The 22,231-nt window shown below is 42.9% G+C and carries 15 protein-coding genes and 1 riboswitch; of the genes, 8 read left to right on the forward strand and 7 right to left on the reverse strand.

Going from position 1 to position 22,231, the window contains the following annotated elements; all coding sequences use genetic code 11:
• Positions 1-660 precede the first annotated feature (660 nt).
• The 3 genes from nrdG to BACPLE_RS17655 all read right to left on the reverse strand — a co-directional run bounded on the left by nrdG (position 661) and on the right by BACPLE_RS17655 (position 5,435).
• Positions 661-1,122: an anaerobic ribonucleoside-triphosphate reductase activating protein gene (gene nrdG / locus BACPLE_RS17645; RefSeq protein ID WP_007564458.1), complete on the reverse strand. Its 462-nt coding sequence runs from the start codon at positions 1,120-1,122 to the stop codon at positions 661-663.
• A gap of 17 nt (positions 1,123-1,139) precedes the next feature.
• Positions 1,140-3,524 carry an anaerobic ribonucleoside triphosphate reductase gene (locus tag BACPLE_RS17650; protein ID WP_007564459.1) on the reverse strand — a complete coding sequence of 795 codons (2,385 nt, stop codon included), beginning with the start codon at positions 3,522-3,524 and terminating at the stop codon, positions 1,140-1,142.
• 32 nt (positions 3,525-3,556) lie between these two features.
• Positions 3,557-3,747: riboswitch (cobalamin riboswitch) on the reverse strand.
• A 257-nt stretch (positions 3,748-4,004) separates the two neighbouring features.
• Positions 4,005-5,435 (reverse strand): CCA tRNA nucleotidyltransferase, encoded by a 1,431-nt coding sequence (locus tag BACPLE_RS17655; RefSeq protein WP_022054638.1) that lies wholly within the window; start codon positions 5,433-5,435, stop codon positions 4,005-4,007.
• Positions 5,436-5,887: 452 nt separating this feature from the next.
• Between BACPLE_RS17655 and BACPLE_RS17660 the strand changes: the two genes are divergently transcribed.
• Positions 5,888-6,712 (forward strand): hypothetical protein, encoded by an 825-nt coding sequence (locus BACPLE_RS17660; protein ID WP_022054639.1) that lies wholly within the window; start codon positions 5,888-5,890, stop codon positions 6,710-6,712.
• 117 nt (positions 6,713-6,829) lie between these two features.
• Positions 6,830-7,711: an alpha/beta hydrolase family protein gene (locus BACPLE_RS17665; RefSeq protein WP_007564463.1), complete on the forward strand. Its 882-nt coding sequence runs from the start codon at positions 6,830-6,832 to the stop codon at positions 7,709-7,711.
• Between the two features lie 92 nt (positions 7,712-7,803).
• Here BACPLE_RS17665 and BACPLE_RS17670 read toward each other — a convergent pair whose 3' ends face one another.
• The 3 genes from BACPLE_RS17670 to BACPLE_RS17680 are packed head-to-tail and all read right to left on the reverse strand — an operon-like array spanning position 7,804 to position 11,763.
• Positions 7,804-9,372: an efflux MFS transporter permease gene (locus BACPLE_RS17670; RefSeq protein ID WP_007564464.1), complete on the reverse strand. Its 1,569-nt coding sequence runs from the start codon at positions 9,370-9,372 to the stop codon at positions 7,804-7,806.
• A 1-nt stretch (position 9,373) separates the two neighbouring features.
• On the reverse strand, positions 9,374-10,411 hold the full coding sequence (locus BACPLE_RS17675; RefSeq protein ID WP_007564465.1) for an HlyD family secretion protein: 1,038 nt from the start codon (positions 10,409-10,411) through the stop codon (positions 9,374-9,376).
• 44 nt (positions 10,412-10,455) lie between these two features.
• Positions 10,456-11,763 (reverse strand): TolC family protein, encoded by a 1,308-nt coding sequence (locus tag BACPLE_RS17680; protein ID WP_007564466.1) that lies wholly within the window; start codon positions 11,761-11,763, stop codon positions 10,456-10,458.
• Between the two features lie 165 nt (positions 11,764-11,928).
• Between BACPLE_RS17680 and BACPLE_RS17685 the strand changes: the two genes are divergently transcribed.
• Positions 11,929-12,831, forward strand: a complete 903-nt coding sequence (locus BACPLE_RS17685; RefSeq protein ID WP_007564468.1) for a helix-turn-helix domain-containing protein — start codon at positions 11,929-11,931, stop codon at positions 12,829-12,831.
• Here the strand turns inward: BACPLE_RS17685 and BACPLE_RS17690 are convergent.
• Positions 12,750-13,394, reverse strand: a complete 645-nt coding sequence (locus tag BACPLE_RS17690) for an RNA polymerase sigma-70 factor (protein WP_050792118.1) — start codon at positions 13,392-13,394, stop codon at positions 12,750-12,752. The genes BACPLE_RS17685 and BACPLE_RS17690 overlap by 82 nt on opposite strands.
• Positions 13,395-13,587: 193 nt before the next feature.
• Between BACPLE_RS17690 and BACPLE_RS17695 the strand changes: the two genes are divergently transcribed.
• The 5 genes from BACPLE_RS17695 to BACPLE_RS17715 form a co-directional block, all read left to right on the forward strand.
• A complete protein-coding gene (locus tag BACPLE_RS17695; protein WP_007564470.1) occupies positions 13,588-14,478 on the forward strand; it encodes a FecR family protein in 891 nt (296 codons plus the stop codon).
• A 202-nt stretch (positions 14,479-14,680) separates the two neighbouring features.
• On the forward strand, positions 14,681-18,037 hold the full coding sequence (locus tag BACPLE_RS17700) for a TonB-dependent receptor (protein WP_040313382.1): 3,357 nt from the start codon (positions 14,681-14,683) through the stop codon (positions 18,035-18,037).
• 18 nt (positions 18,038-18,055) lie between these two features.
• Positions 18,056-20,086 (forward strand): RagB/SusD family nutrient uptake outer membrane protein, encoded by a 2,031-nt coding sequence (locus tag BACPLE_RS17705; protein ID WP_007564476.1) that lies wholly within the window; start codon positions 18,056-18,058, stop codon positions 20,084-20,086.
• A gap of 20 nt (positions 20,087-20,106) precedes the next feature.
• The gene (locus tag BACPLE_RS17710) at positions 20,107-21,456 is read left to right on the forward strand and encodes a BT_3987 domain-containing protein (protein ID WP_040313444.1); all 1,350 of its coding nucleotides are present in this window, start codon (positions 20,107-20,109) and stop codon (positions 21,454-21,456) included.
• Positions 21,457-21,541: 85 nt separating this feature from the next.
• Positions 21,542-22,231: glycoside hydrolase family 97 N-terminal domain-containing protein (locus tag BACPLE_RS17715; protein WP_007564480.1), on the forward strand; the 690-nt coding region annotated here is incomplete at its 3' end.

Below are 22,231 nucleotides of genomic sequence, written 5' to 3' on the forward strand. Positions count from 1 at the left end.
GCGTAGGCTGTTCCGCCGTTATTGTATCTAGGCAGTTACAAACGATTCATAAGTTCACGTACGGGCATAAAAAAAGCGAGAGTTCGCTGAACCTCCGCTGCCTTCCTAAAGAACCCCCATTTAAGGGTTCTTTTCATCTACATAATTTTTGTGTTTTCTGTTATCCTTACTTTCGTCTTTCTTTTTACCTGAAGATATTCCTAATACCTTCTCAAACCTAATTCCTGAAAACTTTTACCTTTAAAATCTAATACCTTAACTTAAATCTAATCTAAATACCTTAATCCTAATACCTTAAATAGTCTAGCTAATACCTTGAAATAAATAATTACTTTTTTACCTTATGTATTCTAATACCTAAATGTTTTTCTCTTTTTACCTATTGGTTTCACAACCACATTGCAAAGGTAATTCTTTTTTGATTGATAGCAAGAACTTGCAAGATGTTTTTTTAATAAATAGTTGTTTTCATGATATAAATCAAGAAAAGGGCTATTTTAAGTCTTTGTGTACGGAAACGGAGGTCGTGCGCGACAACGTTTTTCGTCGTGTGCGATAACAATGTAACGAAACGGGAAACGGGTATAAAATATATCCCTCGATTTTAGTTACGAATTTATTAACTAAAATCGAGGGATATGCTAACGAATCAATGTTCGGCTATTTCAGTTTAAGGATTCGCTGGTTACTGCTCCCGCAAAAGTCCAGAAAAGGAGAGTAGAGCGATTCGATGAAAGGACCGTCCACGAGTACGTCTATGTAGGGGAGTAGTTTCTGGCGGATAGGGTCCTCTTTCAGTTGTTCGTATGTATATCCTGTATAACACCAGATATTCATGCCTGTTCGCTGGCTGACTTCTTTCAGAACAGGCAGAAATTCTTCCGGATTGTAAAAAGGGTCACCGCCTGAAAAGGTAACTCCGTCCAGCAGAGGATTGGCATTGATTTCCTGAATGATTTGTTCCAAGACTTCCTGCGTGAGAGGTTTGCCGGCCTTCGGATTCCATGATTCCGGATTGTGACATCCCTTGCAACGATGGGCACATCCAGCCAGATAGATGGAATACCGGATGCCCTCACCGTCGACAATTGTTTCAGGATATGTATATAAATAATGTAACATGTATGTTTCCTTTCGGCTTATGCATGCTTTACACGGTCGTGCTCTTCCGCTCTCTTGGCAGAGTTCCAGCTGCTAAGGTCGCCTGTCAGGTAACCGGTGATACGGCGCATGCGCAGGATATTCTCGCTGTTGCATACCGGACAACGGCTGTAGATGACTCCCTTGTAGCCACAATCGTGACAAGTATCTACCGGGTGGTTGATAGAACCGTATCCAATCTGTTCGTCGTGCATCACCTTTACAATCTTCGCAATGGCCTTTACGTTTTTCTGCGCTTCTCCATCCAGTTCTACGTAGGTGATGTGTCCGCCACGTGTCAGTGCATGGAAAGGAGCTTCACATTTGATTTTCTCGACAATAGTAATCGGTTCTTTCACGTCCACATGGAATGAGTTGACATAGTAATCACGGTCGTTTACTCCTTCAATGATTCCATATTTGCGTTTGTCCATACGGGTAAATCTACCGGACAATCCTTCGGCGGGAGTTGCCAGTACCGAATAATTCAATCCGTATTTCTTTTTGTAGTCTTCGGCCACTTTGTTCATCTCTTCAATAGCCTCGTAAAGCGTGTTCCACGCCTGCTGGTTATGTCCATGTCCTTGGCCGTATAATGCCATCATGGCATTGTGTCCTCCTATAAAGCCGATACCTAAAGTACCCTGTTTCAACACATCTCCTACTTCTTCGTTGGGATGAAGGGCACCTCCACCTTTCCATACATTATTGCCCATCATGAACGGGAACTGACGCGCAAGAGCGGTACGCTGGTACTGGTAACGGGTATACAACTGCTCTGCGATGAATTCAGCCATGGAGTGTACCGACTGGAGGAAAAATTCCTTTGCTTTCTGGAGCTTGCCTTCCGGAGTCTCGTTAGTCAGACTTTCTGCTTTCCGGTGCGCTTCGATGGCCAGACGAGGCAGGTTCATGGTCGTGAATGAAAGGTTACCTCTTCCCAATGAAGTCTTTTCTCCGTTGAGGTTCTCGAATACGCGTGTACGGCATCCCATGGTCGCCAGTTCATAACGGTAACGTTTCGGGTCGTCAGCACTCCATTTCTCGTGTTTGTTGAACGGAGTATCCAGGAACATAAAGTTCGGGAACAGTGCTTTGGCCGTCGTACGGCATGCCTGCAGGAAGAGGTCGAAGTTCGGGCATTCAAACTTCACTTCTCCTGAGAGAGCTGCTTCAAAATCCTTCATGGCCAGTTGATAATCGGCTTCAGAATAGCTCACTCCGTCTTTCACTTTAAAAATCTGGATAGGGAAGACTGGAACTTCTCCATGATTTCCCAAGCCTTCGATGGTAGCTTTCAATAATTCCTGAATCACCATTCTTCCTTCTGCTGAGGTGTCCGTACCATAATTGATGGAGCTGAATACCACCTGATTACCTCCTCTGGAATGCATGGTGTTCAAGTTATGGATAAAGCCCTCCATGGCCTGATGTGTATCTTTGCGGGTTTGTGCCAGCGTTTTGCGGAGCACATATTTCAATTCGTCTGCTGTCAGGTTGATACCTGCCGCTTGCAAAGAGTCCAGGTAAGCCTTTTCAGTTTCTTCGTTAGGAGCGATGCTGTGGAAGTAGCTGCGTATTCCTTTCAGGATTTCTTTTTCATCAGTAGCGTGTCCTTTGATGTCGAGTAGCAATCCTAAATGAGTAGCCATGATTTTCTGGAAACTTTTCAGTACTCCTTTTGCCATGAAGAAGTCGAAGGCCGGAATGGCCTGTCCTCCGTGCTGTTCATTCTGGTTTGTCTGGAAAATGATGGTAGCCAGTGTGGCATAGCTTTGGATGGACTGCGGCGTACGGATGCTTCCGTTCTTGGTATGAAATCCGCGTTCGAACAAATCATCTAAGTCATACTGAATGCAGGTAGTCGTTTTTGTGGGGTAATAATCCAGGTCGTGGATGTGTATGTCGCCCATCTGATGCGCTTCTGCATATTTTTTCGGAAGAAGATATTTGTAAGTATAGTCCTTGGTGATTTCTGAAGCGAAAGTCATCATCTGTCCGGCCGGCGTATGACTTGACATGTTGGCATTGCTCAGGTTTACATCATTCTTGTCGATGGCCACAATGCCGTCCATGATATGCTTGATGTGCGTCTTCCGGTCTCTTTCCGTATTTCTCCACTGACGGTAGATGATGTATTTCTTGGCCACTTCCGGCTGTACCTTCATTAATTCGTTTTCCACAAGGTCCTGAATTTCTTCCACACCCATGGTAGGCTGTGAGAAGTGTGACACCACCTGCCGGGTAATCAGATCCAGTTCCTCTTTCTGCTGAGGAATACCGGTTGCTTCGAAAGCCTTTCCGATGGCGTTGGTGATTTTAGCGGCTGAAAAGTTTTCCTGCTTTCCGTCGCGCTTGATGATGCGGATTTCTGTCAAATTCATTTCTTTCAATTAAATGAGGTAAAACATAAATTATAGTTGAGCTTTTCCGGGCAGGTCTTCTGACTGATCTTTCCCCACAGACGCCTTCCCATGAATTCGATTCACAGTGGCTTGCAATGCATGTCCAGGTTTACGCAAGAATCACAGCAGCAGGTACTGTTGCCGATTTCCACGGCATTCCCTTTTGAAACGGTTAGGTTACCTTTTGAAAAGCAGGACAAAGATAGAGATTTGGGAGAAAAATAAAAAATGAGATTTTTCGGATGTTTCTAAATTGGGAGAACTTTTATGAACGAAATCCTCCTTGTATGGTATTGTAGGAGGTTTAATTGGGTAACTCTAATTTGTAATAGCTCTCAGATATTGGAAATTTTGAAATATTTTTCTAGTTTGTCGACAAGCGAATAGCTATATCGGAAAAATCTTTCGAAGCTTCTGTAGATCAGGGGTGACAGAGGCTTCGAAAGAGGTTGGGTTAGCTTATTTTTTTTCAGGCAGGTTTACAGGTTTCAGGCCCATTTGCTCCGCCTTTTTCAGCATATATTCAAAGGCTGCGTCGTGCTCGTTCGGGATGGCACCATCCAGAATCGCATCTTTGATAGAACTTTTCAGGCTTCCGATTTCACGGCAAGGTTGCAAGTTGAATACCTGCATGATTTCGGCTCCGTCCACAGGCGGCTGGAAGTTCCGGATGCGGTCTTTTTCTTCCAAATCTTTCAGCTTCTGGCGCACCAGTTTGAAGTTATCCAGAAAGCGTTGCTTGCGGGCTTCGTTTTTGGAAGTAATATCTGCTTCGCAAAGCATCATCAGGTCGTCGATATCATCACCGGCTTCGAAGAGCAGACGGCGTACGGCCGAGTCGGTCACTTCTTCATCAGCAATCACAATCGGACGCATGTGCAGACCGACGAGTTTCTGTACGTACTTCATTTTCTCGTTCATTGGAAGCTTCATCTTTCGGAAGATTTCCGGAATCATTTTCTCACCGATGAAATTGTGGTTATGGAAGGTCCATCCTGCCTTAGGTTCCCAGCGTTTGGTTCTCGGTTTGCCAATATCGTGTAGCAGGGTAGCCCAGCGTAGCCACAAGTCGTTGCTTACGCGTGAAATATTATCCACCACTTCAAGCGTGTGGTAGAAATTGTCTTTGTGACCGCGTCCGTTGCGTACTTCCACTCCCTGCAGTGCCACCAGTTCCGGAAAAATCAGTTCCAGCAGTCCGCAGCGGTCCAGATCGATAAAACCCTTGGAAGGGACAGGTGACAGCAAAATCTTGTTCAGTTCGTCGGCGATGCGTTCGCGTGAGATAATCTTGATGCGTTCCTTGTTGCGCTCCAATGCTTCGAACGTTTCATCGTCTATATAGAAATTCAATTGCGTAGCAAACCGTATGCAGCGCATCATGCGCAGCGGGTCGTCGCTGAACGTGATGTCCGGATCAAGCGGAGTACGGATGGTACGTTCCTTCAGGTCGTCCAGCCCGCCGAAGGGGTCCACCAGTTCTCCGAAACGCGCTTTGTTCAAGCAGACAGCCATGGCATTGATGGTGAAGTCTCTGCGGTTCTGGTCATCTTCCAGCGTGCCGTCTTCTACTATTGGTTTGCGGCTGTCGTGGCTATACGACTCCTTGCGTGCACCCACAAACTCCACTTCCGTATCCTTGAACTTGACTTGTGCTGTACCGAAGTTCTTGAAAACAGATACATGCGCACCTCGTCCCAGCTTCTTGCCGAAAGCCTGAGCCATTTCAATTCCGCTTCCTACCACCACTACATCTATGTCCTTGGAAGGTCTGTTCAGGAAAATATCTCTTACATATCCACCTACAACATAGCATTCCAGTCCCAGCTCATCGGCCGTTTCTGATATCAGACTAAAAATTCTGCCAGCGAAGTGTTCTTTCAGTTCCATTGTATGCATTTTTTCAATTTGCCGCAAAGTTACAAAAAAAATCCCTTTGTCCATTTTTTGCCGCTTGCTTGAAATCGTGCAGCCGTTTTCGGACAGGAGTAAAAGTCTGAAGTGGAGAAGGAATTTTTCTAAATTCCCTTGTATAAAAGATGAAATTTCCTGACAAATTCTCTGTTTCACACTGTGGGATACAAAAACCACAGTGTGGGATACATATTTCACAGTGTGAAATACAAATCCCACACTGTGAAATAGAGAATATTCCGGAGGATTTCGAAGAATATGCTGGAGGCTGTGGAAAAATATGTCGGAGGAAAAAGAAGTTCACTCCAGTCTGAGGTGCTGGCCTTTTTGTCGGAGAAACGTAGAAAATGCGCGGAAAAAAGAAAGAATGTGCGGAGGAGTTCCGAAAATAGTTGTATTTTTGCCTGCATAGAATGATAGATAAACGTATGAAAAAGATAGGATTATTGCTCGTTCCGATGGCACTGGCACTTTCTGCTTGCCAGAACGGTGAGAAGCAGGCTGGACAGTTGTTTCAGCGTGCGGAAGCTGCGTATGCGGCAGGTGAGTACAGCCTGGCTAAATTGCAGATAGATAGTATTCGTACCCTGTATCCCAAGGCATTTGAAGTGCGCAAGGCGGGTATCAAACTGATGCAGCAGATTGACCTGGCAGAACAGACCAAGACTTTGGCTTATCTGGACAGCATGATGACGGTGAAGCAGGCTGCGCTTGACTCCATCAAGGGAAAGTTTGTGCTGGAGAAGGATACGGCCTATCAGGAAGTAGGAAATTATTTCTATCCCACTCAGGTGGTCGAGAAAAACATCGGCCGTTCGTTCTTGCGTGCGCAAGTGAGCGAATTAGGCGAGATGTCGCTGACCTCTATTTATTGTGCGGGAGGAAGTATTCATCATACGGCTGTAAAGGTTTCTGTGGATGATACTTTTGCGGAGACTCCTACGTCAATAGATAGTTATGAAACTACAGACTTAGGACGTCCGGTAGAAAAGGCCGACTATAAATTGGGTAATGACGGAGGGGTGATTGCATTTCTGGTTGCCAATCGTGATAAGAAAAACATCCGTCTGGAATTTATCGGCGACCGGAATTATAAGACAGTGATGCATCCAAATGACGTGAAGGCAGTCGCAGAACTGAGTGAGCTGGCACGTGTGTTGTCTGCCATCGAAGAAATCAAGAAAGAACAGAAAGAAGCCAACTTGAAAATCAAGTTTGTGAAACGGAAGATGGAAGAGAATACGGAAGAGTGAATTACATGCCTGAGAAACTACCGATTGTTATTCGTAAGATGATTCTTGTAGTTATCGGACTCATGCTTCTCTTAGTGTCTTTCTGTTTTTTAGGTTAATAATAAAAGACATAGTTTTATGAAACATTGTATTTTATTTTTTGTGTGGGTACTGCTGATGGGGGAAATCAATGTTGTGCTCGCACAGACAACAGGTAAGCCGCAAAATAATGTAATCAGCGAAGTCTGTATTCAATCAGGAAAAGAACGTATTTATGGTGTTTTGAGTAAACCCGAGAAAAAAGGAATAAAGCAGCCTGTGGCTATCATAGCTCACGGTTTTAATGGTACGCATTCGTTCGGGAAAAACTATTTTAGTAGGCTTAATCGTCTTGGATATCAATGTTATGCATTTGATTTTCCTTGTGGTTCAGTAAACAGTCGCAGCAATAGCAATACTTTGGGTATGTCTGTTATTGATGAACAGCAACATCTGGAAGCGGTTGTACGTTATTTTCAGTCGCAGCCAGATGTGGATGCAGGGCGTATTGTACTGATTGGAGAAAGTCAGGGTGGACTGGTTTCTTCACTTGTGGCGGCTAATTCTTCTATGGATATTCATCGCTTAATTCTTGTGTTTCCGGCCCTCTGTATTCCCGATAATTGGAATGAACGTTATAAACAGATTGCTGAAATTCCTGATACGACTTATCTTTGGGGGGTAGGAATAGGACGCCGTTTCTTTACTGAACTACGCTATTTAAAGCCCATGGATATTATCGGGCGTTACGAACGTCCGGTGTTGATTATTCATGGAGATGCGGATGTGGTGGTTCCTGTAGAGTATTCACATGCTGCGGTGAAAGCTTATCGCGACGCACGTCTTATTGTGCTTGAAGGTGAAGGGCATGGCTTTAAACCGCAGGGATTTGAGCGTTCGCTGGATGAAATTGAAAAATTCCTTTTGAATGAATATAAGGAAAACGGACAGACCTCCTCGTTGGAGAGGAGGGGTAAGTAGGGAAGACTCTCCTGTCTGACTCAATAAAAAGAATGGCTGCCGGAAAGAACATTGTGTTCTGACCGGCAGTCATTCTTTTTATTGGGATAACATTATTCACGTTTCATGATCTGCTTGATGCGTCGGATGCGAGGCAAACGTCCCACTACATTTTTATTTAAGAACTTCTCGAAGAGAATCAAGGCCAGAAACCACACTCCGACAATGCAGACCCAGCCGTACATTTCTTTCAGACTGACCAGGGTGGCCTGCTTCATGGCTTCTCCGTAAATCTGGTGGAAAGTCTGGTTGCTGAGGGCCGTATTTACCTCGTCAAGTTCAATGGAAAGGGTTTGAAAATTTTCCGGAATAATGTGTTGCAGTACACGGCTGTAGATGGCTCCTCCTAAAACAGAACCGAATCCTGTACGCACGAATCCCAGAATAGACAGCACCTGGAAGAAGTGCTGGAAAGGTACGATGCCCGTGACGTATACAGTGAGCGAGATGTAAAGAATAATGTAGCCTGCGCCACGAAGCATCGTGGGTAAGTAGAGCCATTCGATATTCATTCGCGGGTCGATGAGGAAATACATGACGCACTGGTAACCCACAATCAATGCAAATCCCAGAAATACGGGTACCTTGTAACCTTTGCGTAGACAGGCATGCCAGTAGTAAGCAAAGGCGCATCCTATTACGGTGCCTGCCAGGTTCCACCAGTTCAGCGATACAGCATTCAGCACATCGTATTGCAGGATACTGCCTGTAAAGATATTCTGTAATACCGTAGGAGCAGCCAGGAAAAAGCAGAGCATCAGGAACAGGAAGAGCAGCGACGTAAGGTTCCGGTACTTGAAGGCGGCCAGTTCGATGTACGGATGCCTTCTCACAATCATCCGGTGGATGCTGAGGCCTAGTGAAAGAATGGCAATCAGGGTGCCCAGGCAGATGGGAAGGGAATCAAACCAGTCGTAGAACTTGCCATATTCGAAAACGAAAATGGTAGACAAGAGAAAAATAGCCCATAAGACACCGCCCAGCCAGTCGATACCGAACAGCGGCATCGGTTTCATGAACCGGAAGTGATGTGTCAGCGCGGCTACGATTCCCCATCCTACGAACAGCAGCCCCATGATGCACCAGTGCATGTAGCGCCAGTCGGCCCAGTAGCCGAGGTATACGGTCAGCAGTCCGGAAAGCTGGATACTTCCTAATACAATCAGGTAGACCACGGGGAAGAATACGGCAAAATCGCGGGTCGGCGTAATGCTTAATTGTACGTTGGAGAGTGCTTCAAAAGTTCCCCACATACGTAGCATCCCGGCAATGAAGCAGACGAGTACTAACACTGGAAGGCTGTCTGTGTGCATTGTAATGAAGTTGCAGGCAATCAGTGCCGGATAAATGAACAGCAATATGCTGCGGGTGGTAAACCGGAACTTCAGCCGGAACAGGATGGGGAAGATGATGGTCATGCCCACAAAAGAGGCATAGCCGGCCATCATGATGTCTTCTTGCATCAATGCCAGTGAGCCCACCATCTGCGATACAGACGACAGATATATGCCTCCGCTGAACTGAAAGCTGAGCGCCAGAAACAGGCAGAGAAACACACGCAACTTGTCCGGCACAAAGTCGCGGAACATCATGACGCGTGTAGGAATATTGGGACCGGCCATATCAGTATCTTACTTTACATTCCACATTCATTCCGGCACGGAGGCGGGCAAGGTCTTCTTTCTTATTGTCGGAGGTAAATTCGATGCGGACCGGTATGCGCTGTTCCACTTTGACAAAGTTACCCGCGGAGTTGTCCTGTGGCATTAGAGACAAAGAGGAACCGGTGGCATCCGAAATGGAAGAAACCACTCCTGTAAATTTGACTCCCGGCACTGCATCCACTTCAATGTCTACTTTTTGTCCGTTTTGCATGACAGAAGTCTGTGTTTCCTTGTAGTTGGCAATCACCCATTTCTCGGAATTATCGATCAGGGTCACCATGGTCTGCCCGGGTTGTACAAGCTGGCCTTCGTGGATGTTTTTCCGTCCGGTCATACCGTCGGCAGTAGCCAGAATGACAGTGTACGACAAGTTCAGACGAGCCAGGTTAAATTCAGCCTCGGCCACTTTGATGGCCGCATCGTTCTGCTCCAGGCGCTGGGTCTGTTCGTGTTTCACCAATGAGGTGGACTGCTTCTGGCGTGTCATTTGTTCATAGCGTGCCTTGGCGGCTTCGTATTCTGTTTTCACACGGTCGAACTGCTGGGCAGTTACGGCGTTTTTCTTAATCATTTCCGAATAACGCTTGTAGTCGGCTTCTGCATTTTTCAGTCGTACGCTTGCTTCACGGACGCCGGCATCGGTTACCAGAATGTTACTTTCAGTGGTGCTGATAGTGGTGTGCATGGCATCTTTTCCTACTAATGCGTTCTTGTAGTTGGCTTCGGCCTGTGCCAGACGCAGCAGGTATTCCGAATCTTCAATCACGAGCAAGGTATCTCCCTTATGCACTTTCTGGTATTCTTCAAAATAGATTTTCTTGATGAATCCCGGTACACGGGTATTGATGGGAGTGATGTGCTGCTTGATTTGTGCATTGTCTGTATATTCCACGTTGCCTAAATGGATGAAGTGGCTGCTTACCCAGCAGATTCCTGCCAGGATGATGACGGTCAGAATGATGTTTGAAATCTGTCTGTTTCTTTTTATATTAGCCATGGTGTGTTTCTTTAATTTTGTGGTTCTTGAAAATGAAAAGTAAATTATAATGTACCTACTGTCTTCTTCAGCATGAAGTACTGGTAAAGGATACCTATCTGTGCGTTGGCCAGCTCAAGTTCGCTGCTCAACTGTATGTTGCTGGCATCCAGCATGTCGGTCACCAGCGACAGCCCGTTGAGGTAGCGGCTGTGCACCACTTCGTAGTTTTCGTGTGCCAGCTGTACACTTTTCTCCTTGGTATCCAGTCGGGTATAAGCTTCTTCCAGTTGGATATAGGCAGCATTGATGCCATTGGAAAGTTGTTCATCGGCCAGCCGTTTGCTTTCCTGTGCTTTAAGGGTTGCCAGTTTGGCCTGTTTCAGCTTTTTGTTGTTTTTGAACAGTGAATCAAACTTGTACGTTACGTTTACCCCTACGAACCAGTAATTGAAATTCTTGTTGATAGGTGGTACTTCTATCAGAATAGGTCCGTCAAAGTTGTTGCTGGCCATCAGTCCGATGGTAGGGCGGCGTCCGGCGCGGATAAGATTCTGTTGTCTTTCGCTCATCTGAATGCCTAAGTCGGCCAGTTGCATCACCGGAGCATTGTTGCGTTCATTTTGCCAGTGCAACTCGTTTTTCTTATCCAGGTTCATGGAAAGCAAGGTGGTGTCCGGAAAGATTTCGGTATTTGTTTCCAGTCCGATGGTGGTGACCAGTTGTCGGTTCAGAATCCGGATACGATTCGACACATTGGTTCGTCCCAGTTCCAGGTTCTTGAGCTGAAGTTCATAGCGGGTGATGTCACTCTTTAGGGCGGTTCCCTGCTCAAAAGCCGATTCTATTTCTTTAATAAGCAGTCGGGTTTGTTCAATGTTTTTTTCATATACCCGTTTCTGGTTGTGAAGTTGGAACAAGTCCAGGTAGTGACCTACCAGCATGAAGCGTACATTCTGCTGGTCGTTGTCCAGTTCGGCTTCAGCCATTTTCTTTTGAAGTTCACTCATTTCAATACCGGTGGAAATAGCTCCTCCGGTGTACACTGCCTGGGTAGCCTTAAAGGCAAAATTGTTTCCCCAGTGAGGCATTTCTGCTTTCATTCCATTGGAAAAGTCACGGTCGCTCATCCATCCGTCACCAATGTAGCTGAAAGACAGACTGGCTTCTAAAGAAGGCAATCGGTCATTCTTGGCCACTTTAATGGCTTGTATGGCTTCGTCTACAGCCAACTGATGTACTTTCAGACTTTTGCTATGCGTATCTGCCAGTTCGAAAAGCTCCTCTATCGTGAGAGCTTTCTGTTGCTGGGCCGACAGAGGAATGAGTCCGATGCATCCCAGCAATCCAGTTATTACACGTTTGCGAATCATAAATTACGTTATGGTCTTAATTATCGCTGCAAAGTTCACGCTTTTATGCCAAACGCCTGATGTCTGGATTTAGAAGGAATTTGTCTGATTTGAAACTTCTGTTCTCTTATACTTGAACATTCAAAAGGCATTTCTTATCTTTACAAGACGAAAAGGATTTGTCTTATGGAACATTATCAGATAGTTAACATACAAGAAGTCTTGGAGCAGAAGGAGGGAGTGGCTTATCAGGGAGAAATAGGTGTGTTTGTTCCGGATAATACCTGTGATTTTGCTTTGGCAGAAGGAAATCCTGTGTATGTCAACGCTTTCTCATACGTATTGGTCCTTGGAGGAAGTGCCTCTCTGTCGGTTGACGAGCATGTGTATGAGATTTTTGCAAATCAGATTTGTGTGTTGTCACCGCTGCATTTAACTTGTTTTTCTCGTGTCTCGGATGATTTTAAGTGTATGTTTTTGTGTCTTCACAAAGATTTTGTAGACCGGATAAGTGGGTTTAGTCTGAAACAACGTATATCCAACGGGATGAACTTGCACCGTAATCCGGTGTTAAGCATTGCTGCATGCGATATGGAGGTATTGGCAGAGAGCATTGAATACATCCGAAGCCAGATTTTGCGCAAAGGACACTTGTATCACCAGGAACTGATACAGAATGCATTGGTTAAATTTTATCTGGAGCTGGACAATGTGCTTGACCGGAAGACGAATCATGTGGAACAGACCGTTGTTCCAAGCAGAAAGGATGTGAAACTGCGTGAATTTATCACGCTTTTAATGCAACATTTTAAAGAAGAACATCAGGTAGCATTTTACGCTGATGCCTTACACATTACTCCGCAATATCTCACATTGCTCGTGAAAAGACAGACAGGGAAAACGGTAAATGCGTTTATTTATGAACTGATTTATAGTGAAGCACGCAACCTATTGTTGGCAACGGACCTGAGCATTCAGGAGGTCGCAGCGAAGCTGAACTTTGCCGATCAGGCCTCATTCAGCAAATTCTTTAAACGGCATTCAGGAAAAGCCCCCCAGGGGTTTAGAGAGATGTCTTCCAAAGATTGAATGGAAAAATCAGAATGTGACAATACAGAATATGCAAGCCAGAAGAACAAGATATGTTTTTTTAGGAATTTTGTTGCCAGATACAGGTTTCTGGCAACTCCTTTTTCGGAGATATGCATTTCTTCTGCAATCTCTTTTACCTTTAATCCTCTTTTTTTACTTAAAATGAATGCGGTTCGTTGCCGTTCAGGAAGCATGTGAACAAGTTTGTCTATGTACTTTTTTAAATCTTCAGCTTCTATTCCTTGTTCAATTTCATTTGAGGCTTCTGTTGCCAGCTGTAATGTCTCAGCTAGTTTTTCTTCATTGATAGATTTGCGGATATGGTTGAATATCAAATTTCTTGTGATAATGAAAAGTAGTCCGTCCAGATCTTTTTCTTCGTCCAACAGTTCGCGCTTTTCCCAAAGTTTAATAAATACTTGCTGTGTAATTTCTTCCTTCTCGTAGTTATCCATGAGATACAGGCCTGTAAAACGATATACGATGTTCCAATATCGGTCAAAAATTGCTTTAAAGGCCTTGGAATTCCCTTGTTTAATTTGACGGATAGTATTAATCATACTGCGAGGTCGAAAAAAATTATTAGCGTTCTTTAAATATTCTATGTGTGCAAATGTAGATAAATAATCTTATTATTGAAAATCTTTTGAATAAAATGAATACGAATGTAAAAAATAACAATAAAGTGATATAGCTTTGTAGTCAATTCTTTTTATGGCGTGTATTTATAGTAAATAAAATAAGTTTAGGTGCATGAACCAGAAAAAACATAAAACAGAAGATTTGGGAAATTGGAAACCTTTTGTGGAACAGTTACACAAGGAATGGGAAAAAGTAAAAAGTGAACAGGTGGATGAGAATCTGGAACTTAAAGAAAAGACTTGGAAAAGGGTAGATAGAAAAATATTCTCTCCTCGTCGTTATATTTTGCGGGCAGGATGGGCGGTTGCTGCAGCATTAGTAGGGGTTATGCTTTATTGGGGATATAAGATACCTGAAAAACATGAAATAAAGAGTGTGGCTTATATAGAGCATTCTTATGTAGAAGGCCGTATGTATATATTGCCAGATAGTTCAACTGTTTGGTTGGAACCAGAGAGTAAGATACGAATTTCTTCAGACTTCCTGAGTAAACGTGAAGTTTGGCTGACAGGAAGTTCTGTCTTCGAAGTAAAAAAGAAAGCCAATACAGATTTCAAGGTCTATATCAATACAGCTTGTATAGAGGTTAAAGGTACAGTCTTTTCTGTAAATCAACCTACGTTAGATACTTCAATTATAGCCTTATATGAGGGAGCCATTGATTTTGTTGGTAAAAACCAGTCATTAATTAGTATGGCACCTTCTCAACGTTTAGTATATGATGTACATACCGGTTCTACTTTGGTCGAGAATTTTCCAGAAAACATACAATGGGTAGATGGAAATTATCGTTTTACGGATATCCGACTTGATAATTTGATGGATTTTATCAGAAAAAAATATCGGGTAGAGGTAGAATTGGATAAAGCTGTAAATCATAGCTTATTGTTGACTGGCACTATACGAAATGATGAGAGTATAGATGCTGTAATAGAAAAAATATGTTTTTCTTCGCAACTGACTTATAAGAAAAATGGTTCCCATTATTTGTTGATGAAATAGAATTTATTGCTGATATATAATAGATGTATATTCCCCGTGAAACTTTGTGTTTGTAAGTCTCACGGGGATTTTTTATTTCTATAGATAAAAATATTTTTAGAAAAAATCTTATTACCCATGTAGTCTTTTTTTCATGATAAGTGTATTTATTACAAAACCTAATTCTTGAATGATGGTTAACTATAAATTAAACACATGAAAAATGAAAAAGAGAAGTTTGTTTTGTAGGAGTTTGATTCTTTCGCTCTTGTTGTATCCTTCGTCGGATGCTTGGTCTGCACCTTTTACCGGGCAGATTCCTTTACGGGGAAATTCAATGTCTTTGTTGGAAGTAGTAAGAGAAATAGAAGAAACCACTGATTATTCTTTCTTTTATAAATCCAGTGATTTGGAAGGAAGTGCTAAGAAAAACTATAATCTCAACGGGGATATTGAGGAAGTGCTTACAGAAGTATTTGAAGGTAGTGGAATTGTATATAAAGTAAATGGAAAAGAAATTATTTTAAGTAAGGCCTCTGCTAAATCGGTGAAACAGCAGCGTACTATCTCTGGTGTAGTAACTGATGCTACCGATGGTTCGACAGTGATAGGTGCCAATGTAGTTGTAAAAGGCACTACTAATGGTGTTATTACTGACTTGGATGGTAATTTCTCACTTACTTTTTCTGGGAAAAGTTGCACCCTGGAGGTTAGTTATGTAGGTTATAAAAAACAGGAAGTTTATATTACTGATCAGGGACTTGTAAATGTGAAGCTTGTACCGGATAATGAAATGCTGGCTGAGGTAGTGGTTGTAGGACAGGGAACACAGAAGAAAGTTTCTGTAACTGGATCTATTGCTACTGTAAAAGGTTCTACTCTAAAGGTTCCTTCTTCTTCGCTGACTAGTTCTTTGGCTGGTAAGTTAGCTGGTATTATGTCTATGACAAGCAGTGGAGAACCTGGATCTTCTTCTGAGTTTTATATCCGTGGTATCAATACATTCGGAGGACGTTCTACCCCATTGATTCTGTTGGATGGAGTGGAAATTTCATCCTCTGACTTGAACCGTATTCCGGCAGAATCTATCGAAAGTTTTTCTTTATTGAAAGATGCTTCGGCAACGGCTATTTACGGTAACCGAGGTGCAAATGGTGTGATGCTGGTTACTACAAAAAGTGGTACGGAAAACTCAAAAGCGAAGATAAATGTTTCTTTGGAGGCATCTTACTTCCGTCCGATGAATGTAGTGGAATTTGCAGACGGACCGACCTTTATGCGTACTTACAATGAAGCGGCTCAGGCTAGAAGTCTGACTCCTATCACGAATCCGAAATATACGGAAGAACAGATTCTGAATACTGAAAAAGGATTGAATCCGTATGTATACCCGAATGTGGATTGGTATGACTTGATTTTTAAGGAAGGAAACTACAATCAGCGTGCCAATATTAATCTTCAAGGTGGTGGTTCTCGTGTGACATATTATATGAGTTTGCAAGCCAATCATGATACTGGTTTGCTGGATGCACCGAAGAATTATTATTATGATACCAACATCAATAACTGGGAGTATAACTTTCAGAATAATATATCTTATAAGGTAACCAATACGACTACGATTGACCTTCGTATGATGGCACAGATTGGAAATCGTCAGGGACCTAACTACAGTGTGTCGGATATGTACCAGACTGTAATGAGAGCGAATCCAGTGGCTTTCCCTGCTTATTTCCCCAGTCAGGAAGGGGATGATGGTTTTATTCGCTTCGGTAATGCAGAAATAAAACCAAATGTACTCGGAAAGAACCCTTATGCAGAAATGTTAGGTTCATTTAAAGAAACGAACTACAATACACTGAATACTTCTATCAGTTTAAATCAGAAACTGGACTTTATCACGGAAGGATTGAGTTTAAAAGCTTTGGTGAACTTCAAGAACTGGTCAGAGTCTTCTTATAATCGTTCTATCAAACCTTATTATTATAAGGTAAAAGACGGTAGTTATTTACCGGATACCGATGAGTACGAACTTCAATTGTTACAGACAGGTGATCAATATCTTAGCCAGTCGGGAATTAGCCGTAATTCTGATCAGACCTTCTATTTTGACGCACGTTTGGACTGGAAGCGTAGTTTTGGCGACCATAACTTGTCAGCCATGTTGATGTACATGATGCGTGAATACAGAAATGATGTGTTACCTAATAGAAACCAGGGGTATTCAGGACGCTTGACGTACGATTTTGCTAATAAGTACTTGCTGGAATTTAACTTTGGTTACAATGGCTCTGAACGTTTGGCAAAAGGAGAGCGTTTCGAATTCTTCCCGGCTGCTTCTTTGGGGTGGGTAGTCAGTTCAGAAAAGTTCTGGGAACCAATTAGTAACTATGTTAGCCATTTGAAGGTAAGAACTTCTTATGGTTTAGTAGGTAGTGATGAGTTTAACGGAGGGGCTCCTCATTTCTTGTATCAAAATAATATTAGTATAGGAAGTGCTAATGATTTTTGGACAGGGTTACCTACTAGTGAGATAAATAGAAGAGGTCCTGCCTTTTATGTATTGGCTGTGCAGAATGCTGGATGGGAACATGTCAAGAAGTTTGATATTGGTTTTGATATGTCACTGTTTAACCAGTTGAATATCACCTTTGATTATTTCCACGATAAGCGCGACAGAATCTTGATGGCACGTGCTTCCTGGCCTTATATGTTGGGTTACTGGGGATCATTGCCTTGGAGTAATATTGGAGAAGTAGTGAATCAGGGATATGAATTGAGTGTGAACTGGTCTAAACAGTTTGGAAAGGACTGGTCTATTGATTTGCGTGGAAACTTTACCTATAACCAGAACGAATATAAATATGTAGACGAACCTAACTATCCATATACTTGGCAGACTAAAACAGGTAAGCCGCTGAATACACTTACTGGGTATGTCGCAGAAGGATTATTCACTAGCCAGGAGGAAATTGATCAATGGGCAGACCAGTCTCAGCTGGGCTCTAACATCATGCCGGGAGATATCAAGTATCGGGATATAAACGGAGATGGACAGATTACGACAGAAGACCAGGTGATGCTTTCTCCTTACAATGGAGTGCCTCGCATCCAATACGGTTTCGGCTTGAATATATCATATAAGAAATTTGATTTTGGAGTATTCTTTAACGGTTCTGCCAAACGTAAAATTATGATTAATAGTGGATACACTCCATTCCTTGCCGGTGGTGGTGATGGTATCACAGTGGAAACGCTGGAAAGAAACTTGATGCAGTGGATTGCAGACGATCACTGGTCAGTAGATAATCCGAATCCTAATGCAGAATATCCTCGTTTAGGTATTACTGAAGCAGATGTTTCTAATAATACTCAGCCTAGTTCGTATTGGTTAAGAAATGGAAATTTCTTGCGCTTTAAGACACTGGAAATTGGTTATCGTTTCCCTTATTGCCGTGTATACCTGAGTGGAGACAACCTGGCTGTGTTCAGTCCGTTTAAATTGTGGGATCCAGAATTAAGTTGGAATGCTTATCCTTTGCAACGTACTTTTAACTTGGGAGTTCAACTTACATTTTAATGAATAATACATGAAACTATGAATTTGATAAAAAATATATATAAGACAGCACGGATGATAGTAATACCTTGCTGTATGTTGACTGCCTGTAATTATCTAGATGTGATTCCTCCCGCACAGGCCGATTTTGAGGACACCATGAAAGATCAAAATGCAGTAGAAAACTTTTTGTTTACCTGTTATGGCTATGTGCCTCGTTGTCAGCCTTATGACTTCAATGCTTTTGAACAGTCTGCAGATGAAATTGTAGCACCGAAGGCTTGGAATGATTTTCAACAGCAAATTGCTTGGGGAACAGTTTCTGCTTCCACTTATATGACTTGGGGAAACGGTAAGAATTTTGATGATTTCGGATTCTGGGTACCGGGGTATAACTGGATAGGATATGTACATCATTTTTTAAGTTTAATAGATGAACTTCAACCTGTAGGAGTTACAGAAGAGGATAAGGATGAATACAAGGCTGAATGTTGGTTCCTGGAGGCGTATTATCATTTCCGGATTCTTCAGGCTATGGGACCTTGTCCGATTATCACAGAAAAAGTGGACCCGAATATAACGAACAGCCAGATTCCGGGTCGTTCTCACTTTGACTATTGTGTAGATTATATTGTACAGAAACTGGATACGGCTGCTACGATTTTGCCTGCTGTCAGAGAAACGGATGATTTGGGACGTGCTACTTCTACCATTTGTAAGGCTTTGAAAGCAAGAGTATTGCTGTGTGCGGCATCTCCTTTGTGGAACGGTTCATTCCCTTATCCAAACTGGAAGAATGTAAATTTTGAAACTCCTGGATATGGAATGGATCTGGTAAGCACTACTTATGACCGTAGTAAGTGGGAGCGGGCGTTGACAGCTGCGCAGGAGGCATTGGCTGCTGCAAAAGCGGCTGGTTATGAGCTGTTCAGTATAGAGGCTGCAGATCAGATAGCAGAAAATGATGGATTAGGCTTACCTTATATACCTGGAAAAGAAACGGAGACAGAGGAAAATGACCTTTTCAAGAGAAGAGTACGTATGTTCCAGTATCTGGTGACTGCTAATGAAGGTCAGGGCAACAAAGAATTGATTTGGGCAAACCGTATTGATTCTGATGTGAATAATGGAGGAGAAGCTACAGATTCTCGTCTGCCGAGTAGAGTGGTGAAGAAAAGCGATGGACAATATGCCGGTGGATGGTCGGGAATGGCTCCTACCTTGTATGCAGTGCAGCATTTCTATACAGAAAATGGCAAATTGCCTAGTCAGGATGCGAATTTCTATCCGGAATCTGATTGGTATGAACGTTTTAATGATGCCGTTCAAAGTCCGGAATTGGTTACAGACCGTTTGGATGGAGAGGATGTGAAGAATGATATCATAAAATTGAATGCAAAGCGTGAAGCTCGTTTTTATGCTTGGATTGCATTTGATGGATGTGAATATGCGAAGAAAATTAATGACGGAAACTCTCTTTGGTTGAATTTAAAGAATACCAATACGAATGGATGGAGTCAGAGTAATACTCGTAACTGTGCAGGAACCGGATATCTGTCTAAGAAATTCATTGATCCTAACATCCGTTTTGGGGCAAATGGAACAAGAACTCATCGTGCGGCTCGACGTCCTTATATCCGTATGGCTGAATTATATTTGAATTTAGCTGAATGCTATGCGGCATTGGATAATACAACGGAATCGCTTGCCAACTTGAATGAGATAAGAGAAAGAGCGGGCTTGAAAGAATTGACGGATGCAGATTTGACTGGTGATATGACATTGATGGATTGGGTTCGTAATGAGCGTTTTGTGGAATTGTACGAAGAAGGCTTCCGCTATTATGATGTGCGCCGCTGGATGATTGCTCCGACTATGTTGAAAGCTGGAGTCAGATACGGTTTGAATGGATTAGTTGAAAATCCTAGTTTTGAAGAGTTCAATCAGCCAACCTTGATTGATCAGCCCTTTAAATGGGATAACCGTCTTTACTTGATGCCGATTTGGTCTAGACAAGGAATGGATGAACTGTATAGCAATCCTCAGTTAGTACAGGCTCCAGGTTATTAATGTTTTAAGAAATGAATCTGATGAGAAAGAATATAATTTATTTGGCAGGATGTCTTATGTTGTTGAGTGCCTGCAATAACTCCAAGTATGACTTGGAAAATCTTGTGCCACAAGAATATCATAAAATTTTGTATGTAAATAATAGTGGAAAACAAGAAATGACGTTATATGATACAGGTGAGGATTACACTTATACCTTGTCGGTGATTAAGACAGGAAGTGACCCTACTCTGACTGCGAATGCACAGATAAACGTGTTAAGTCAGGAAGAAGTGGATCAGTTGTATAGTAATCCTGAAGCCGTAAACTATAAGGTACTTTCTGAAGAAAGTTTTTCTTTGGAGACTGCTGACTTGGTATTTACATCTGAAGATCATTCAAAATCGGTAAATGTGTCTGTTAACTCAACCAAGGTGAAAGCGCTGATTGAAAGTAATCCAGAAGCAAAGTGGGTATTGCCGCTGAGAGTGACTAGTCAGACTGACTCTGTGAATGCAGCAAAGAATGAATTGTTTCTTCAGATTACAGGTGTGGTGACTCCGAATGTGGGATTCTTTGTTCAGAGCGAAGATGTGAAAGAGTTTCTGTTTGGGGAAGTTCCTTCGATTACGGAAGAAATAGAAATCGGACTGGATACGGAAAACAAATGGGATTTGTCATGTGAATTAGAAACTGAAAGTGCAGACTTTATAGCAGATTATAATGACGAAAATGGAACTGTTTTCCAGATGATGCCGGAAGGTAGCTATTCTTTTGATGAATTAGTTTCTCTTCCAGCAGGAACAACAACTTCTAAGTTGAATGTGACAATTGATGGCTCTAAATTTACCATTCCTGGTGATTATATGTTGCCCGTGAAAATAAAGAGTGTTTCTCAGTTTGCGGTTTCTGCTACGATGAATGTGTACCCAATTAAGATTCGTGTTATGGCGAAAGAACTGGACCGCACGGGGTGGACAGGTACGGCAAACTCGGAGGAAACTACTGGTGAAGGTTCTAATGGAGCAGCAAATAAAGTCTTGGATGGAGATTTAGGTACATATTGGCATTCAATTTGGCAGAACGGTAGTGGACAAAGAGGACTTCCGTATGAGATTGTATTGGATGCAAAACAGAATTATACGTTTACTCAGTTTGCCATGGTACAGCGTGGAGGTGGATTTACAGATACTGGATCGGGTGAGTTCTATGTTAGTACAGATGGAAATGACTGGGGAGAACCGGTAGGACGCTTCACGATGAAGCAAAATACTGACAAGCAAGTGTTTGGTATAATTCCGACGACAGGACGGTATGTGAAAATCAGGATCCTTAGCAGTTATCGTGATCAGAACTGTTCATTGTCTGAGGTCTATGCTTACGGAAAATAAATAAAATTAGGGGGCTGATTTTGTCGGCTCCCTAATTTGGAATATTAGTTTGAGATAGGTTATTGTTTTATGATATAAACTGTTTATGAAGCAGCTTACTTTATTTTCTTTATTATTTGTAGGAGCGGTACAGGCATTTGCCCAGCAGGTGGCGGTCACCGGCCCTGATTCTCGTTTGAAACTCGATTTTCAGTTGCAGGACGGCAAGCCTGTCTATTCGGTGACATACGACGGAAAAACCGTTTTGGAGAATTCTCCTCTCGGCTTTGTATCCAATATTGGCGACTTCAGCCGTCAGATGAGTTTTGTCGGCAAGCAGGCGGACAAGGTGGAAAAGACGTACACGCAGGACCGTATCAAGTGTTCTACGGTGAATTATTCTGCCAACAAGCTGACTGTAACCCTTGAAAATGCGGAGAAGAAGAAACTGGACATCGTGTTTCAGTTGAGTAATAACGACATTGCCTTCCGCTACGAGATGCCTCAGTATGGCGAAACGGCCTGTATGGTCATTGAAAAGGAGGCAACCGGCTTTGATTTTCCTTCGTCTACCACCACGTTCCTTTCTCCGCAGAGTGACCCGATGATAGGCTGGATGCGTACCAAGCCGAGCTACGAGGAGGAATATGTGCCGGATGAACCTGTGGCTACCCCTTCCAAGTATGGTGAAGGCTATACTTTCCCGGCTCTGTTCCATGTGGGCGACAACTGGGCGCTGGTATCGGAGACAGGTGTACGCAGCCTGTATTGTGCCTCCCACTTGAGCGATGCGACC

Source organism: Phocaeicola plebeius DSM 17135, assembly GCF_000187895.1.
In the GTDB taxonomy this organism is placed as follows: domain Bacteria; phylum Bacteroidota; class Bacteroidia; order Bacteroidales; family Bacteroidaceae; genus Phocaeicola; species Phocaeicola plebeius.